Annotated in this window: 12 protein-coding genes; 3 read left to right on the forward strand and 9 right to left on the reverse strand. The window is 58.5% G+C overall.

The annotated features are described in order from the left end of the window. Positions 1–145: 145 nt before the first annotated feature. Positions 146–1,147 carry a pyruvate dehydrogenase (acetyl-transferring) E1 component subunit alpha gene (gene pdhA, locus NW842_RS02915; RefSeq protein WP_414350741.1) on the reverse strand — a complete coding sequence of 334 codons (1,002 nt, stop codon included), beginning with the start codon at positions 1,145–1,147 and terminating at the stop codon, positions 146–148. A 326-nt stretch (positions 1,148–1,473) separates the two neighbouring features. Between pdhA and NW842_RS02920 the strand changes: the two genes are divergently transcribed. The 3 genes from NW842_RS02920 (at position 1,474) to NW842_RS02930 (ending at position 6,390) form a co-directional block, all read left to right on the forward strand. Then, a complete protein-coding gene (locus NW842_RS02920; RefSeq protein WP_414409498.1) occupies positions 1,474–2,286 on the forward strand; it encodes a phosphatidate cytidylyltransferase in 813 nt (270 codons plus the stop codon). 795 nt (positions 2,287–3,081) lie between these two features. Then, on the forward strand, positions 3,082–5,820 hold the full coding sequence (locus NW842_RS02925) for a valine--tRNA ligase (RefSeq protein WP_414417431.1): 2,739 nt from the start codon (positions 3,082–3,084) through the stop codon (positions 5,818–5,820). Between the two features lie 246 nt (positions 5,821–6,066). Continuing rightward, positions 6,067–6,390 (forward strand): RNA recognition motif domain-containing protein, encoded by a 324-nt coding sequence (locus NW842_RS02930; RefSeq protein WP_011431969.1) that lies wholly within the window; start codon positions 6,067–6,069, stop codon positions 6,388–6,390. A gap of 231 nt (positions 6,391–6,621) precedes the next feature. Here NW842_RS02930 and cobN read toward each other — a convergent pair whose 3' ends face one another. From cobN to NW842_RS02970, 8 genes are all read right to left on the reverse strand, one after another. Continuing rightward, positions 6,622–8,835, reverse strand: a complete 2,214-nt coding sequence (cobN, locus tag NW842_RS02935) for a cobaltochelatase subunit CobN (protein WP_414417432.1) — start codon at positions 8,833–8,835, stop codon at positions 6,622–6,624. After that, the gene (locus NW842_RS02940; RefSeq protein ID WP_414355442.1) at positions 8,823–9,122 is read right to left on the reverse strand and encodes an SBBP repeat-containing protein; all 300 of its coding nucleotides are present in this window, start codon (positions 9,120–9,122) and stop codon (positions 8,823–8,825) included. Before NW842_RS02940 ends, cobN begins: the two co-directional genes overlap by 13 nt. Before the next feature lie 345 nt (positions 9,123–9,467). Then, positions 9,468–9,809 carry a zinc ribbon domain-containing protein gene (locus NW842_RS02945; protein WP_414417433.1) on the reverse strand — a complete coding sequence of 114 codons (342 nt, stop codon included), beginning with the start codon at positions 9,807–9,809 and terminating at the stop codon, positions 9,468–9,470. Further along, positions 9,810–10,544, reverse strand: a complete 735-nt coding sequence (locus tag NW842_RS02950; protein WP_414417434.1) for an RNA-guided endonuclease InsQ/TnpB family protein — start codon at positions 10,542–10,544, stop codon at positions 9,810–9,812. Between the two features lie 628 nt (positions 10,545–11,172). Beyond that, entirely contained in the window at positions 11,173–11,949 is a 777-nt protein-coding gene (locus tag NW842_RS02955) for a gamma-glutamyl-gamma-aminobutyrate hydrolase family protein (protein ID WP_414356167.1), read from the reverse strand. A gap of 167 nt (positions 11,950–12,116) precedes the next feature. Beyond that, positions 12,117–13,181, reverse strand: coding sequence for an ABC transporter permease (locus NW842_RS02960; protein WP_011431976.1), 1,065 nt, complete (start codon positions 13,179–13,181; stop codon positions 12,117–12,119). Positions 13,182–13,224: 43 nt separating this feature from the next. Further along, a complete protein-coding gene (locus NW842_RS02965; RefSeq protein ID WP_414356169.1) occupies positions 13,225–15,000 on the reverse strand; it encodes an ArnT family glycosyltransferase in 1,776 nt (591 codons plus the stop codon). 75 nt (positions 15,001–15,075) lie between these two features. Continuing rightward, positions 15,076–16,887: a DUF2254 family protein gene (locus NW842_RS02970; protein ID WP_414356171.1), complete on the reverse strand. Its 1,812-nt coding sequence runs from the start codon at positions 16,885–16,887 to the stop codon at positions 15,076–15,078. Between the last annotated feature and the right edge of the window lie 2 nt (positions 16,888–16,889).

The following is a 16,889-nucleotide window of genomic DNA, read 5'->3' on the forward strand; positions in this document are numbered from 1 at the left end:
TTCTCCAATGCCAATCATCGAGGATCCTCGAGGGATCCAGCAGGACAGCACTCCGCCAGGTGGATGGGCCACCCGAGTTGGCCAGAGAACCTTGTGGGGATCTCCCGGCAAGCGACTCCCCCGCTACCGGGGAAGTGGCCAGGATCTACTCGTCTTCGGCAAAGACAAAACGGTGTAGCTCGTCCAGAGTGGGCTCTGGGCTTTCCAGGGCGAAAAGAACCGCGTCCTCAATCACGGCGCTGACCTCCGCGTGGATGGCTTGGAAGTCTGCCTCGGACATTAGGTTGTGCTCCAGGGCATAGCGTTCCAGTTGTTTAATGGGATCCCGCTGCCGCCAGAACTCTTTTTCCTCAGGACTGCGCAGCTCGTCAGGGTCGGCCAGAGAATGGCCCCGGAAACGATAGGTGATGCACTCTAGCAAGGTGGGGCCTTCTCCGGCACGGGCGCGGGCGATGGCCTGTTGGGCGGCCTCTCGCACTGCTAGCACATCCATCCCATCCACCTGGTAGCCGGGCATGCCAAAAGCCGGGCCTTTGCGGTAAATATCGGTGTCGGAAGTGGCGCGTTCATGGGCCATGCCAATAGCCCAGAAGTTATTTTCCACCACATAGACGATGGGCAACTTCCAGAGGGCGGCCATGTTGAGGCACTCGTAAAACTGGCCGTTGTTGCAGGCTCCATCCCCAAAGAAGCAGGCGGTTACCTGGTCAGTGCCCCGGTATTTGGCAGAAAAAGCAGCCCCCGTCGCCACTGGGATCCCTTCGGCCACGAAGGCATAGCCCCCCAAGAAATTGTGCTCCGCCGAGAAGAGATGCATGGAGCCGCCCCGACCCTTGCTGCAGCCGGTGGCCTTGCCGAATAACTCTGCCATGACCGCCCGTGGTGGGATCCCTGTGCTGAGGGCATGCACGTGATCGCGGTAGGTGCTGCACACGTAGTCGGTGGGCTTGAGCGCCTTGATCACCCCCGTAGAGACGGCCTCTTGGCCGTTGTACAGATGCACAAAGCCGAACATCTTGCCCTTGTAGTACATTTCGGCGCACTTGTCTTCAAACAGGCGGCCCAGCACCATGTCTTCATAAAGAAGACGAGCCTCTTCGGCAGAAATGCGAGCAGTTGTGGAGCGCGAAGTGAGTTCTTGAACCATGCTGCGGTGCAACGAATCAGAGGTATCTTAGGCGGTCAGCAGTGAGCTTTGCGGTTTGCCCATTATCTCATGCTCCAGTCTGTCTGCCACCTTACCTGGAAATCCCATCCTGCAGGGCCGAAAGCGGTTGTTTCGAGGCCAAGGGAGTTAAACTGAAAGGCTAGGGCAAGAGGCGTTTCCATTGCAGCAGCCGCATCAGGACTCCGTCCCGCAAACGCGAATCTTGAACACCAGAGGGGGGGTTTCTTCTGCTCTCGGCTTGGACGTCGATCTGCTGGAGCCGGGGGCAAGAGGTATTTGGCCAGCCAACGTGACGGGGTGCGCCCATGGGAGCCCGTTGGGTTAGCGGTTTTGCGGCGGTGTTGTTTGCGTTGGCGGTCACCCTGCTAGGGGGCTGGTATTTTACTGCAGCCATTGGGCTGATCATTTTTTTGGCCCAGTTGGAGTTTTTTCGCTTGGTGCAAGCCAAAGGCAATGCGCCGGCCATGCGCACCACCATGTTTTCCAGCCAGGTGCTGGTGATTTTGCAGCAGGTGAGGCCGGAGTGGACCAGCCCTGCCTTTATCGTGGCGGGATCGATCATCTGTTTTTATTTGCTCTTTAAGCCCAAGGTGGCCACCATTGCCGATATTGCCACCTCAATTTTGGGACTGTTTTACTGTGCTCTGCTGCCCAGTTTTTGGATTCGGGTCAGGGCTTTGTCTTTATCCAAGGGCATTGGCGAAGGGCTATGGATTACGCTGTTGGCCATTGGCTGCGTGATCGCCGCAGATGTAGGGGCCTACCTGTGTGGTCGGGCCTTTGGGCGCACCAAGCTCTCCATCCTCAGCCCGAAAAAGACGGTGGAAGGGGCGGTAGCCGGGATTGCCGCCAGCATGACCCTTGCGGTGGTTGGAGCCTATTACCTGGGCTGGCCGTGGAGCTGGTTGAGTGGGGGCATTCTGGGGTTTTTGATTGGGTTAACCAGCCTGCTGGGAGATCTCACAGAATCTCTGATGAAACGGGATGCAGGGGTGAAAGATTCCGGGGATCTGATCCCGGGCCACGGTGGCATCTTGGATCGGGGAGACAGCTATGTGTTCACCGCGCCACTGGTGTTTTACTTCATGGAATGGCTCAACGCTTACTCTGGGCTCTAGAGCCATCTCGTAAGCCTGCCAAAACCCAAGAACGCACACCAGTTACAAGTGGAGGAGTCCTCAATTCAAAATGGCTTGGCACTCGGGAGCCTCTAAAAACTCGTCCGGCGAAATGAGGTATCCTGGAGGCGCAGTCACAGGCACGAACCCCTCCAAGTTCAACTCGGTTTCGTCGTAAACCACCAGTTGGCTGATACTGAAAGTGTGATGTTTGTATACCTCGAGAATGCGGGCTTTTCGCTGGATAATCTGGGGGGTTTCTACTTCTAGTTCAGAAGGGGTTGAGGGGCTATCTAGGCCAAAGATGAGCTCTCCACTTCGACCGACGAGAATTGCCTCCAGGCTACCGGGCTTTCCTGCACCTACAAAGCAAAAAGAAGAGTAGTCAGAGTGCGGGATAAAATACAGGCCTATCAGGGGTAGTAGAGGCGGCCAGGATTGTTCATCCGGATGAAGGCGAGCACTGAAGCAAGCTTCATAACCTGCCAGAGAGCCTGGTTCAAAAGGCTCCCCACGACAAAGTAGGATGTCTCTCTCTGATCTCTTCCAGTCCTGTTGCGCCAAGGCAGGGATCCCAGGGGATAGAGCCATCAGAGCCATCAGGACCGTTGCCGTCAATGATCTGGACATAACGCCGTACCCAAAGCTGAGGATGGTAGTACCCTAGCTCGAAATCCCTCTCTAGCCGTGTGATTAGGGTCAAGACCGATGGGCCACTCTACCCCGAAGGGCAAAGGGTTGAACTGCTACTCTATAAAGTGATTCATCCTTCTCAGCCGTTGGCCTATCCTCCCTATGACTGCTGCAATTTCCTCCGCCAACCTGCCCAGCCAGTACAACCCCTTCGAGACCGAGCCGAAGTGGCAGCGCTTTTGGGAGGAGAAGGGCTTTTACGTGGCGGATCCCAAGGCGCCGGGAGAGGCCTTTAGCATGGTGCTGCCCCCGCCCAATGTGACGGGCAACCTGCACATGGGCCATGCTTTTGCCTTTACCCTGCCGGATGTGGTGACGCGCTACAAGCGGATGCGCGGCTACAACGTGCTCTGGCTGCCCGGCACAGACCATGCCAGCATCGCCGTGCACACCATCCTGGAAAACCAACTGCGCCAAGAGGGCAAGACCCGCTTCGATCTGGGCCGCGAGGCTTTTCTGGAGCGAGCTTGGGCTTGGAAGGAGCAGTCGCAGGGAGCTATCAAGAGCCAATTGCGGCGGCTGGGTCTCTCGCTGGACTGGACGCGGGATCGCTTTACCCTCGACGAGGGGCTGAGCCGGGCGGTAACCGAGGCGTTTGTGCGGCTATACGAGGCGGGGTTGATTTACCGGGGCGAGTATTTGGTGAACTGGTGCCCGGCCACCCAGTCGGCGGTGTCAGACATTGAGCTAGACGACAAAGAGGTCAAGGGCCATTTGTGGCATTTTCGTTATCCCTTGGCCGAGGATCCCAGCCAGTATCTGGTGGTGGCCACCACTCGCCCCGAGACCATGCTGGGGGATACGGCGGTGGCGGTAAACCCCCAGGATGAGCGCTATCGCCATCTCATCGGCCAGTTCATTCGCCTGCCCATTAAAAATCGCCTCATCCCCATCATTGCGGATGAGTATGTGGATCCCTCCTTTGGCTCCGGGTGTGTGAAGATTACCCCGGCCCACGACCCCAACGACTTTGAAATCGGCAAACGGCACCAATTGCCCTTCATCAACATCCTCAATAAAGACGGCACCCTCAACGAAAACGGGGATCCTTTCACCGGCCTAGATCGCTTTGTGGCCCGAGAAAAGGTGGTGCAGTGGTTTGCCGAACATGGCCTGCTGGAGAAGGTGGAGGACTACACCCACACCGTTCCCCACAGCGACCGCGGCGGCGTGCCCATCGAGCCTTTGCTTTCCATTCAGTGGTTTTGCGATGTCTCGGGGATGGGGGCTCGCTGTTTGGAAGAGGAATACCAACGAAATAGCCCCCGCTTTATCCCTGAGCGCTGGACCAAAGTCTACACGGGCTGGCTGGAAAAGCTGCGCCCCTGGTGCATTTCTCGGCAGTTGTGGTGGGGCCATCAGATCCCGGCTTGGTATCCAGTCCTCAATGGCCAGCTTCTCGAGGATCCCCAAGCTTTTGTGGTGGCCCGCAACGGCGAGGAAGCGCTGCTCAAGGCACGGGAAAAGTTTGGCCCAGAAGTTGAGCGGGTGGAACAGGATCCCGATGTGCTGGATACCTGGTTTAGCTCTGCTCTGTGGCCCTTTTCAACCCTAGGCTGGCCGGAAGAGACCGAGGATTTCAAACGCTACTATCCCAACTCCCTGATGTCCACGGGCTTTGACATCATTTTCTTCTGGGTGGCCCGCATGGCCATGATGGGATCCCAATTTACCGGCCAGATCCCCTTCAAAGATGTGTACATCAATGGCCTGGTGCGGGATGAGCACGGGGCGAAAATGTCCAAGACCAAGGGGAATGGTATCGATCCCCTGGAGCTGCTGGACAAATACGGCACCGACGCCCTGCGCTATGCCCTGGTCAAAGAGGTGGTGGGGGCAGGGCAAGACATCCGCCTGGCCTATGACCGCAAGACCGGCGAGAGCGCCAGCGTAGAGGCCGCCCGCAACTTTGCCAATAAGATCTGGAACGCCTCCCGCTTTGTGTTGATGAACTTGGAGGGGCAAACCCCTGCCCAACTGGGATCCCCTGCCCCCGAAGCGCTGGAGCTGGCCGATCGCTGGATCCTGTCGCGGCTGCACTCCACGGCCACCCAAGTTATCGCCGAGCTGGAAGCCTATGGCCTGGGCGAGGGGGCGCGCCTGCTCTACTCTCTCATTTGGGATGACTTTTGCGACTGGTACATCGAGCTGGTCAAGCCCCGGCTGCGGGGAGAAGACCTGGCTTCCAAACGCGCAGCGCAGCAGGTGCTGGCCACCGTTTTGGAAACCATTCTCAAGCTGCTGCACCCCTGGATGCCCCACATCACCGAGGAGATCTGGCAGCTGCTCACCCAGGCCAACCAAACCACCTCTATCTCCGTGCAGCCCTATCCCACCCCAGATCCCAGTTGGATCGACCCTCAACTGGAGCGGGAGTTTGGCTTGGTGATCCAAACCATTACCAGCCTGCGCAACCTGCGGGCAGAAACCGGCCTCAAGCCCCATCAGACCATCAGGGCCCTTTTGCTCACTACCGATCCCGCCGAGCAGCGGATCCTGACGGCTGCCCAAGCTTATATCCGGGATCTGGTTAAGGCCGAGGCTTTGGAGATTACGGGATCCCTGGCCACGGAGCCCAAACAGGTGGCGGCTGCAGTGGTGGGCACGGTGCAGGTGCTGATGCCCTTGGCAGGACTGGTGGATGTGGAAGCGCTGCGGGCCAAACTGCAAAAAGACCTGGCCAAACTGGAAAAAGAGGCCCAAGGGATCCGCGCCCGCTTGGAGAACCCCAATTTTCTCAACCGGGCCAACCCTGAAGTGGTGCAAGCCAGTCAGGAACAACTGGCAGAGCTGGAAGCCCAGATGAGGTTACTGGGATCCAGGCTGGAGAAGCTGGGCTGAGGTGGCGTCAGCGCAGGTAGGGCAGCGGAGTGTTTGGGCCGGGCCAGTTGGGGTGTGAAGGCAATGTCCCCAGAATTTCGCGAAATCGAAGTGGTGAACCCCTGCTTCTGTGTTAGGATAGAAGCTGAGATTGTTATCGGTTGTAGTGCTCGTTTCTTCTGGTCTTGACGGATTTTCACGTTTTGTATTGGCAGACGGCTCTCCGAACATCTCACCCTTTGTTACTCTCTCTTTCGGAGATCGTCTATGTCGATTTATGTTGGCAACCTTTCCTTTAAGGTGACAGAAGCGGATTTGACCGCTGTTTTTGCTGAGTACGGTTCTGTCAAGCGGGTGCAAATCCCCACTGACCGCGAGACAGGCCGCATTCGGGGCTTCGGGTTTGTGGAAATGAGCTCTGAAGCAGAGGAGCAAGCCGCCATTGCTGCGCTGGATGGGGCGGAATGGATGGGGCGCGACCTCAAGGTGAACAAAGCTCGCCCGCGAGAAGAACGCCCCACCTCAGGTTTCCGCTCTGGTAACGCGAACAGTGGCGGCGAGCGGCGGCGGAGTTTTCAATCTCGCTATTGAAACGCCTGCTGAGGCTTCCCGGTGCTAGGCAAGGGATTCCCAGTTGAGCTTGTTTTGAAGCGCAGCACCAGGATCCAGCCGTCTCTCTAGGTTGCTTCAATTTTTGTTCAAGTGGTAGCTCAGGAGGAGTTGAGAGGGGATCCCAATCAACTCCTTTTGAATCTCTCACCGCCGACCTCTCTCTCAGAGGGAGAGGGGAGCTAAGGCAAACCGTATTTGAAACTGGAATAGCTACTGGGCTGGCGGTTTGTCTGGCCAGGGATCCGTTAGATCGGCGGTCAAGGGATCCCAGTCCCATCCCCAATCGCGGGCAATGGCCTGAGTAATCCCCAGTTGCCCGTGGCCAGGGTAGCGGGCCAGGGCTACCACCAGATCAACAAGCTGCTCACCGGCAGGGATTCGACCAAAGATGTGCAGCCCATCGCGAATCTGGGATTCTTTTAGCTCGCAAAGATAGCCATCCAGGCGATTCCAATCTTCTTCTTTTTCCAGGTTGAACTGTTGGTCTAGATGCTCTGCTCGAACCAGCTCCTGAATCTGGGCGCGAATCAGGGGACAACGACTGGGATCCAACTGTTGGGCCTGCACGTACTCATCCATCAGCCGTTCCAAATCCGCCAGGGGGCCGTACAGCTCGGCGCGGGTAAGGGGCGGGGTGAGGTGGTCGATAATCACTGCCTGGGCTCGCCGCTTGGCCTGGGATCCCTCTCCTGGGTCGTTGACGATGAAGGGGTAGAAGTGGGGCATTGGCCCCAGAGCAACCTCCGGGTAGCAGATGGCGGAAAGAGCGGATCCCTTGCCGGGCAGCCATTCCAAGTTGCCGTGCTTGCCCACATGCACCACCGCTTGAACGGCGAAGACCTGCCGCAGCCACAGGTAAAAAGCCAGGTACTCATGGGGGGGCACCAGATCCGGGGCATGGTAGTTCAAGGACGGATCCCGGTCGTAGCCCCGCGGGGGCTGGATGCCAACAAAAACGTGCCCCAACTGGAGACCGGCGATGGGGATGTTTTGGGCGGGCGGATTCCCCCATTGCTGAATGAGGTTGGCTTGGATGGGCTCAGGCAGGTGGGCAAACCAATCTCGATAAAGGGCAGCAGAAAGCCATTGGCGAGCGGGGCGCAGGGATCCCAAGGGGTCGTAGGTCTGGCCTTCGGTTAGCCAATGGATGAGTTCATCTCCAGTCTGGGGCAGGGGATCTACTGAGTAGCCAGCTCCCGCCAAAGCTTTGAGAATTTCCACACAACTGGCAGGGGTATCCAGACCCACCCCATTGGCCAGTCGCCCGTCCCGACTGGGGTAGTTGGCCAGGATCAAAGCCAGTCGCCGCTGGGAAGGGGGGGTACGCCGCAATTTCACCCAGTTGGCCGCCAAATCGGCTACAAACTCCACCCGATCCGGCACAGCCACGTAGGCCACCACCTCCGTTTGCAAGTGGGGATCCCGCTGTTGAACCGCTTTGAAGGAAATGGCGCGGCTGATGATGCGCCCATCCACCTCCGGCAAAGCCACATTCATGGCCAGATCCCGCGCCCCCAATCCCCGCGTGGAGTTCTCCCAGCTCTGCCGGGATCCACCGCTGAGGATTACCTGCAAAACAGGCACATCCAACTCCTGCCACAGCCTCACGTCGGGCTGGTGGCTGTCCAACCGCGCCAGAGAAAAGCTGGTGGTGTTGAGCAACAGGTCAATCTGGCTGCCAAAGTGATCCCGAATGGCCTGGGGCAAGTCGGGATCTTGAAGGCTGTAGGTGTAAAGGCACAGAGGCTGCAGCCCCCGCTCCACCAAGGCTTTTGCCAATTGATCCACCGGCTCTGTATTCCCCGCCAGAACATGGGCCCGGTAGAGTAAAATCCCCACCTTGGGAGCTTGGGGATCCGTCGGCGAGGCTACGGGAGGTTGGTAGATCCCAAGACGAGGCAACCCTTGTGGATCCGGCGCCGAATATTGGCCCCCTAGGAACTCCCCAGCCAGCAACAGCAGACAGGCAGCCACATTCTCCGCTCCCCCCTCCAGCCAGTACCGCCACACCCGATCCGCCACCGCCAGGGGCACAGTGGAATGGCTCACCAAATCCCAGTCCGGGCGATCGTCCCCAGGAATGACGATCAGGGTGGATCCCTCCTCGGCTGCCACCTGCTTGGCTACCTCCAGGCCATAGCTCCAGTAGGCCCTTCCCCCCAACAGGCGAAGGAGCACCACCTGCGCCCGCCGCAGCACCCTCTCGGCATAGTCATCCAGGCTTAGGGGCTGTTGCAACTGCAACAAATTGGCCGCCCGCACCGCCGGAAAATCGCCGGGCAACAGGCGCAGGGCTGCGCTCAAGGCCGTGAGATCCGTATCGGCTGCCGAAAGGATAACGATGGGAGCGGGATCCTGCTCCAAGAAAATGACGCCGGATTGGGAAGGATCCCATCCCCCTGGCAAAGCAGCTATTCGGTGCATGGCCGCTCTCCCAAGGGAAGGAAGCTCAGGCTTAGCGACTGTACTTGAAGCACAGAAGCACCCCAGCTCCCAGCGCTCAACTGGTCAGGAAGGGCTCCCGTAGTGGTTCCCGCTACCCAAGCATTGCCCTGTCCATCGATGGCAATAGAATCAGCCACCTCATCCGCAGGAGTTCCGAACTGGCGAGTCCACTCGATTGAATGGGAACCGTAGGCCCCCAGAAGAATTGAGCTGGCAAAAGAAGTTAAAGTTCCTAAAAGAACTACCTTGCCCACCCTTTGTTTCATATCTTTCAAGTCCCCCCTTGCCGACCAGAGCAGCACCGCCTAGAGCCTAGCATGGGGCAGCTCTCTGCTGGCTACTAGGGTAATGAACTGCCGCAGAGGGATCCTGCCCTGGCAAAGCCTCAGCCTAACGAGCGTATTTGAGTACCAAGACATCTTTCATGCCCGCAAGGACTCCGTCCCGCTGACGCGAAAGGACTCCGTCCCGCTGACGCGAAAGGACTCCGTCCCGCTGACGCGATCGGGGTTGGTCAGGAAAGGCTCCCCAAGTTACCCCCGCCACCCAAAGATTTCCCCTTTTGTCCGAAGCAAGAGAACGAATCCAGTCAAATTGACATTCTCTCCCGCCTAAAGGCGAGGGATTCTTTCCCGGTTTGTGAAACGACTTTCACTTGCCGGGCTACATTGGGCGTGAGGCCAATACCTCAACCCAATGGGGGATGCCATCACCCCAACTACTGGGACATCGAACTGCCCCAGATACTTCCGTCTCAAATTCACTGCACCCACACCGTCGCGGTGAAACCTAAAGCCACAGGCTCGGCAATGATACTCCCTACCACTGGGCTTGTGGAGCATGTTGCAGCGCGGGCACTTCTGCGAGGTGTACCGCTCCTCTTGCAACACCACCCGCATCCCCAACTGCTCTGCCTTGTAGGTGAGCATCCGCCGCACCTGTCCCGACAGCATTTAGTGGATTTTCTGGTTGGCTACCTTGTTGTACTGGGCCGACCGCCGGATATCCCGGATGTCCCCAATCACAACCGTCTGCACGCCTCTTGCTTGGAGCGTGGAGACCAACCTGGTCGTCTGCTTGTGGAGAATGTCCGCCATCTGCTTTGCCAGCCTAGCTAACTGACGCTGCTTAGAACGAACTAACCGCTTCCACCACCGTGAGCCTCTCTTCTTGCGAGCCATTAGCCTGGAGAGCTTGCCCTTCAGCTTGTTCTGGTAACGCCTTTGGGAACGCAGCAACCGCCCGTTGGCTATGAAAGTTTCCTTCCCATCGTGGGCAACGGCCAGATGCACTTCTCCCAAATCCACCCCTGCCACTTCCCCGGCCTTTGGTGTTTCCTCTTCTTTCCTCTCCGCCTGCCGTTTGCTGAGGTCGTAGCAGGCCCGCAGCTCGTACTGCTTGCCGTCCCAGCCGATTTCTACTTGGACTGGAGTCTCCCACGCCCAAGAAATGACCACAGGCGGGTTGGTCTTGCCGTTGGAAAGAACTAACTTCCCACCCCGAACCCTAATGGCAGAGGACTTCCAGATGACCTTGAAGTAGCGCCGCCGTCTTTTGGGGGGCTTGGCGGTGGGGTCGCTGTTGCGGCGGCTGCGCCAGGATTTCAGGGCAGCACAGAAGCTCTGCACTACGGCGTCAGCACTGTGGGCATGGAGCTCATTTTCTGGGCTGTTGGGGAACCAGCGCATTAAGCTTGCGGGTTTCAACCACAAACCTTTTTTACGGACTACCCGCCAAAAGGAAACGAGGGTTTGGGAATACAGCTGGCCTGCTGCCAAAGCCAACTGGTGCAACTGTGGGGAAGTTCCTAACTTGAGCCTGCGGACGCGATACACTTACTTTCACCGGTGCCCCAACTAAGACAGACTATAGCGCTCTGCGCCGCCGCAGGCGTCCGCGAAAGCGTCACGTAGCGATGAAGTAAAAGCCGCCCTTAAGGGCAGGGCTTGCAACCCAGTTTTCTTGGTCAGGGGTTCTAAACTGGTGGCTCCAGAGTTCATTGCCGATGGCATCGTAAAGGCGCACAAAGGCATCGCTAGGCAACTGACCCGGTCTGCTCGGGAAGAGTTCCACTCGCCGCAGGCACCCAAAAGAGCCGAGCTGGCAAAAGCCAGCCCTAGAGAGACAACCCTCTCCAGCGGTCGCTTCCTGTTCATATGCGTACGGCACCCTGACGGGAAAGGACTCCGTCCCGCTACCGCGATCGGCGCTTCTTGACAAGGGGGCACCGCCTAGAAGTTAGCACGGGATAACTGACGGGATAACTGTTGGATGATTCTCCAACGGCAGGACTGTCCTCTGGCTGGGAACCTTCCTTTAGGCGACTTGGGGTACGGGCTCAGGGTTGGGCAGCAGGCCAGCTAGGCGCGGGGAAAAACGCAGTGCTGCCTGCACAAAGGCTTGAAACAGACGGAAGTGCTCGGCTTCTTCAAAGGTGAACTCGGGGTGCCACTGCACGGCAACAGCCCAGGGGTGGGTTTCGTGTTCAATGGCCTCGATCAGCTCATCTCGAGAACGGGCAGCCAAACGCCAACCTGAGGGCACATCGCGGATGGCCTGATGGTGCCAAGAGACCACAGAGATTTCTTCTGCGCCGACGATTTGGTGTAGCCGTGTGGAGCGGATCAGGCTGACATTGTGGCGAATGGGCTTGCGATCAGCGGGGTTGAAGTGATCCAGCTCGTCGTACACATCAGGCACATGGGGGATCAGCTTGCCGCCACTGACCACATTTAACAATTGCATCCCCCGGCAAATGCCTAAAACAGGGATCCCTTGGGCCAGCACGGCCTGAGCCAGGGCCACCTCAAATCGATCCCGCTCCGCGTTCACATAGCGCACCTGGGGATGTTGCGGATCTTCTCCGTAGGTGCTGGGGCAGAGGTCGCCGCCACCGGTCAACACCAGGCCATCCACCCAAGACAGCAAATCCTGAGGCTCACTTTCGCCTGGGGGAAAAAGAACGGGGATCCCTCCGGCAGCGCGAATGGCGTCCACATAGCGTCCCGGCGCTACGAAGTCTCCTTCGTCATTGCGGTTGCGAGTGGTAACGCCGATGAGCGGTCGATTTGAAAAAGGGGATGTCCGATTCATCCTTCTACGATAGCCTCATTTCCCAATGTTGATGGTGCTATGCCTACGGCAGAGGAACCGCACCACTGTCCTGAGCAGAAAAATCCAAAGTTTTCCCCCGCGATAGGAGTTGAATCTCGCTGTTGCGCAACGCTAACGCAAAGGGATCCCAGGAATTGCCGAAGCCATTAACCTTTCCCAAGGAAATAGCGGCGGCTGATCCCTTGGGCCAGCAAGACGAACAACACCAGGGATCCCTGAATCACACCGGCCAAAGAAGACTCCAATTGCAAAGAGAGAGGCAGTTGCAAGCTGCCGATGTTGAGGCTGCTGAAGAAAAAGGCAATCGGCAAAATCAGCAGGGGGTTAAAGCCTGCCAGCATCACCACCAACAAGGCCAGAAAGCCCAAATTGCTGGAGATATTGGGGATGAGGCGATGGAACAGAGCCAACACCTGCAAGGCGCCCGCCAGCCCTGCTAAGCCCCCACAGCAGGCAAAGGCCATGAGCAACCTGCGGGTAGCCGGGATCCCCAACCGGAAAGCAGCTACAGGGTTTTTCCCCACCGCCCGCAACTGCAGGCCGAAGCGAGTGTTGCCCACCACCAGCACCGTCAGGGCCAAAGCCAACAGGGCCAGCAGCAACGCCACCGGACTGGCCTCTGACCGCCCCCAGGTGGGCAACCACAGACGGGGATCCAACACTTCCGTCCCGCTCATGGAAGCCACCCCCGGCCTTTTCCAAGGGCCGAAGATCAGGTAGAGCACCCAACCTTGGGCAACAAAATTCAGCCCCAGCCCAGCGAAGATCTCGTTGACCCGCCCCCACACATTCAGGATCCCAGCCAACAGGCCCCAGCCCGCCCCCCCCAGGATCCCGGCCAAAAGCGCCAAGGTAATGGCCAGTGGCGGCGGCAACCATCCCGCTTCCAGACGCACCAGAAACGTGGCCGCAATTGCCCCGACCACCATTTGCCCTTCGATGCCCAAGTTGTAGAGACCGGCAACAAACGTAAACACCAGCCCACAGCAGCAGAGGACAAGGGGAGCCAGCGTTGCCAAAACCCGGCCAAACTGAGCTTCAGTGCCGAAGGCCCCCTGCCACATGCTGGCCGCTACCTGGAGAGGGGAAGCCCCCGCCAGCAGGATCACCCCCGCCACAAATAGCAGCGCTGCCAGCCAAGCCAATCCCTGGATTACCCAGGTACGCTCTAGAGACACCCACGACCGGCCCGATTCCGCTATTCCCGCCATGCTTTAACACTTCCTAGGATTCTTAAACTTAAGATTTTTAAACTCAAAGAGGCTCCCCGCTGCCCTGCTCCAAGAGGGGATCCAAACGGCGCACCAGTTGCCAGCCCTCCACCTCCGCCAGAGGTTGTAACCCCAAATCCCGGATCTCCACCTGTTCTGCCTGCACCGGAGATACCCAAAGGTAGTCTCCATGCTCCCCTCGTCGCAGAGCCTGATCATCCACCCATCTCCCCGGATTAGGGGTATAAAAAGCGATGGCCTGGGCCTGACAGACATCCGGCAAGCCGCTGCGGCCAATATCCACCACCGTCTCCCCAGCCTCTGTCGAGGACTCCGTCCCGCTAACGCGAACGGACGGGGGCAGCATCTGGCTCCAATCCATGCGGGCAAAAGCAGGGCTGAAGTTGCCGAAATCAGGCCGCAAGACGATGGTGATCATAGCGAGGATCCCGGCCAACAAGAGGGTTCCCACCCACAGACTGCCGGCACAGCGCAACACCCGCCACCAACTGCAGATCCCCGGCAGCAAGAGGTACAAAAGACCCATCGCCACCAGCGGCCAAGCGTGGGATTGCAGAAGCTCCAGACCGTCTACGCCCAGCCGGACGGCCACCCCCAAACCCAACAGCAGCAGCCCCACCGCTGCCAGGCCCCAAGAGATCACCTGAGCCAGACGGGGCTTTAAGTGCTCCGCACCGCTGACGCGACCCCGCATAGCCAACGCTTGATCCAAGGCTACCCCGGCCAAGAGAGCCAGCCAGGGGTAAAGCTGCACGGTGTAGTAGGGGGTTTTGGTGGGATAAAGCTGCAACAACAACAACAGCAGCAGGGGGAAAGACCAGATCAGCAGCGTGGATCCCGGCTGTTGGCGCACCAGGAGAAAGCCTCCCACCGGGGCCAAAACCGTCCACGGGAAGCCATGAACGGGAATGTGCCAAAAGTAGTACCAGCCGGTGGCATCGGCATGGAAGGGCTCCTGCCCCAGATCCCACACCTTCCCCACCAGGGTGGTCAGCACCTGTGGGCCATACACCTGCATGGCCAGACCCAGCCAGAGGCCGAACATCCCCAAGCCCAGCCCAAGCGCCAGCCAGAATTGAGCCGATCCCAGCCACTGTCGCCGGTGCTGTGCCAGGTAGGGGATCAAAGCCGCCCCCGGCAGCAGGATCATGGCGCTTTTCATCAACAGGCCCAGCCCAAAGGCTACCCCGGTCAGCCAAAACCAAACCTTGTGGCCGTGGATGCCGTTAATCAGCCCCAGGATCCCCAGCAGCTCCAGAAAGGTGAGAGGTACATCCTGCCCCACCAGCCGCCCCTGCTGCACCCAGAGGTAGCACAAGGGCAAAATTGCCATCCCCAAAAGGACCGCCCGCATTGGCAAAAAAGGTCGCCCAATCCAGCCCACCAGGGGAATGGAGAGCAGAGCAGCGAGGATCCCCGGCAGCCGCGCCGCCCACTCATTCACCCCGTATAGGGCAAAACTGAAGGCCACGCTCCAGGTGAGCAGAGGGGGTTTCTCGAAAAAGGGCTCTCCCAAAAAAGTGGGCCCCAGCCAATCCCCTCTCCGCAGCAGCTCGCGGGCCATCTGGGCGTAAAAGCTCTCGTCGCAGCCGGCCAAACTGGGATCCGCCCCCGAGAGCACAAACAGGGGCACCGCCAAGCCCATCATCAGCAGGCTGAGGCCCCAAAAGGGCAGCAGATGAGGATTGCGGCGAAACCGGACAAAGGAGCTGGATCCCAGAGATCCCCTGGGGGGAGAAAAGCCTGGGCTGTTGTGACTACGCAACGCTGACGCGAAGAGGTGACTCAAAGGACGCATGGGACAAGGGAACGACAACAAGCAGCAGCCCTGCCCCAGCTTAAACTCTGCCGTGAGGGATCCGGTCTCCTCTCTTCAAGGAAGTTCCACGGATCCCTGTTCCTCCTGCACGGCGGCTAGCCCCTGAAACCACCCAAAAAATTGGTCGGCATAGGGTTGCAGAGCCGGTTCGAGAAAGTAGAAGTTCTCCCCTCGATCGGTGAACTCCCAGAACGAGGACTCCGTCCGAGTAGCGATAACAGCCGTGGTGGACTGTAGCTCTTGCCGGATGCTCTGTAGGCGCGCCAGGGGCTCGTGCTGCATATCCCAATAGATCAGCTTGGCCAAATCCTCCCGCCCACACCTGAGGAAATAGGCTGCCACCCGCACCTGGGTTTTGCGGATCCCACGCAGGGTAGTTTCCTGTTGCTCGCTTAAGGACTCCGTCCCGCTGACGCGAACGGGGTCTTGATCCAGGCGTAACAAGGCTTGCACAATGGCTTCCGTTGTTTCAGAGCCCAGAGCACAGCTCGACTGGGCCAACATTCCCAAATCGAAGCCAAAGGTTTCGGACAAGAAAAAGAGGCCCGCTCTGTAGGCAATCAGGCTGTAATAGCGAAAGTAGCCAACAATCTGCAAGACCAGAGCCGAATGGCGCTGTTGCAGGGCTGCCTCGGCCAACAAACGGTATTGCTTGAGCAGGTTGTAGCCGCTGCGGATGTCTCGCGCGTTGATGACGGCCCGCAGATAGGTATTGAAAAACTTGATCACCCACCCCGCTACCGTGAGTTGTTGGGTTTCCAGGGCGCGGATCCCCAGTTCCCGGCTGTGAATGGCCACCAGGGTGCTTGCCTGGCGCATGCCGTTTAGCCCCTCGGCAAACAAGGCTTGATACTGCCGCAGTATCTTCAGCTCCAGCCAGGATCCCTCTGCCTCAATCTGGCTCAAGAGTCCCTTATCCACCGAAGCAAAGTCTGGATCCCGCCGCAGAGCCGGGGTAAAGAGAAACCAGGCAGGGGGCAGTTGTGCTTTGTGAGCAGCATAGAAGACCCACAGAGACTTCAAGCTGTCCAAGGCTTCCAGGAGAATGCTCCCCTCCTGCTGACGGAGAGCACTGGTGGCGATGCTTTTGATTTCATCCAGAGCCGAGAGGCAGCGCTGATGAGCTGGCGAGCATTCGCCCATTGGAGAGTGCTGCTCTGTTGCTATGCCTACGGCACCCTGTATTCCTGCGCATCGCTGTTGCTGCACAACGTTGTCGTGACGAGGCCGCAGTTGCAGTGAACAACGGGAGAAATAGCCCCTCTTGGATCCGGAGTCCGATCCTGATCTCCTGGAAGCAAGGGATCCCAGGATGGCCTGCCGCACTTGCTGCTCAATGCGATGGATAATCGAAGCCGGCTGCAAAAAGTGAAACACGAAGCGAAAGTAGGGGATCAGCATCAAAAACGAAGCTGTGCCCAGCAGCAGATTCAGCCCGACGAGCAACCCTGGAGGGTGTTGCTCCGCAACGCCAACACGAACGTAAAAGCCCAGGGCTGCCGAACTCCACAAACTGACCACATTGGCCAGAATCAGGAAAAAGAAGAGGTAGAAATTGACTTTCTCGCGCAAAAACAGCTCCGTGACCTTGGGGGTGAAGCGATCCGCGCTCAACTGCACCACAATGGCCACCACCGAGAGGGTAAAGCCCAGCACCCCCGACAACACCTGAGCCAAGGTGGTTACAAATTCCTGCAAAGCTTCTGTATCCTGCGTGGATCCCGCCCGAACCAGGTTCAACCCGCTCTGGATCCAGCGGTGCCCACCCCAAGCCCAAAGCAAACCTGCCCCCACCACTGCAGCACTCCAGGGCAGAAAGCGGGGGCGACGCCCAACAAAGCCTGGATCTGTGTGTCTCTCTTTCACAA

This window comes from Synechococcus sp. R55.4 (assembly GCF_047461935.1).
Classification (GTDB): Bacteria; Cyanobacteriota; Cyanobacteriia; order Thermostichales; family Thermostichaceae; genus Thermostichus.

What these genes read in the sequence shown, in the direction of transcription:
- pdhA (WP_414350741.1), bottom strand. Translation starts at nt 1,147, where the DNA reads ATGGTTCAAGAACTCACTTCGCGCTCCACAACTGCTCGCATTTCTGCC.
- NW842_RS02920 (WP_414409498.1), top strand. Translation starts at nt 1,474, where the DNA reads ATGGGAGCCCGTTGGGTTAGCGGTTTTGCGGCGGTGTTGTTTGCGTTG.
- NW842_RS02925 (WP_414417431.1), top strand. Translation starts at nt 3,082, where the DNA reads ATGACTGCTGCAATTTCCTCCGCCAACCTGCCCAGCCAGTACAACCCC.
- NW842_RS02930 (WP_011431969.1), top strand. Translation starts at nt 6,067, where the DNA reads ATGTCGATTTATGTTGGCAACCTTTCCTTTAAGGTGACAGAAGCGGAT.
- cobN (WP_414417432.1), bottom strand. Translation starts at nt 8,835, where the DNA reads ATGCACCGAATAGCTGCTTTGCCAGGGGGATGGGATCCTTCCCAATCC.
- NW842_RS02940 (WP_414355442.1), bottom strand. Translation starts at nt 9,122, where the DNA reads ATGAAACAAAGGGTGGGCAAGGTAGTTCTTTTAGGAACTTTAACTTCT.
- NW842_RS02945 (WP_414417433.1), bottom strand. Translation starts at nt 9,809, where the DNA reads ATGCTGTCGGGACAGGTGCGGCGGATGCTCACCTACAAGGCAGAGCAG.
- NW842_RS02950 (WP_414417434.1), bottom strand. Translation starts at nt 10,544, where the DNA reads ATGCGCTGGTTCCCCAACAGCCCAGAAAATGAGCTCCATGCCCACAGT.
- NW842_RS02955 (WP_414356167.1), bottom strand. Translation starts at nt 11,949, where the DNA reads ATGAATCGGACATCCCCTTTTTCAAATCGACCGCTCATCGGCGTTACC.
- NW842_RS02960 (WP_011431976.1), bottom strand. Translation starts at nt 13,181, where the DNA reads ATGGCGGGAATAGCGGAATCGGGCCGGTCGTGGGTGTCTCTAGAGCGT.
- NW842_RS02965 (WP_414356169.1), bottom strand. Translation starts at nt 15,000, where the DNA reads ATGCGTCCTTTGAGTCACCTCTTCGCGTCAGCGTTGCGTAGTCACAAC.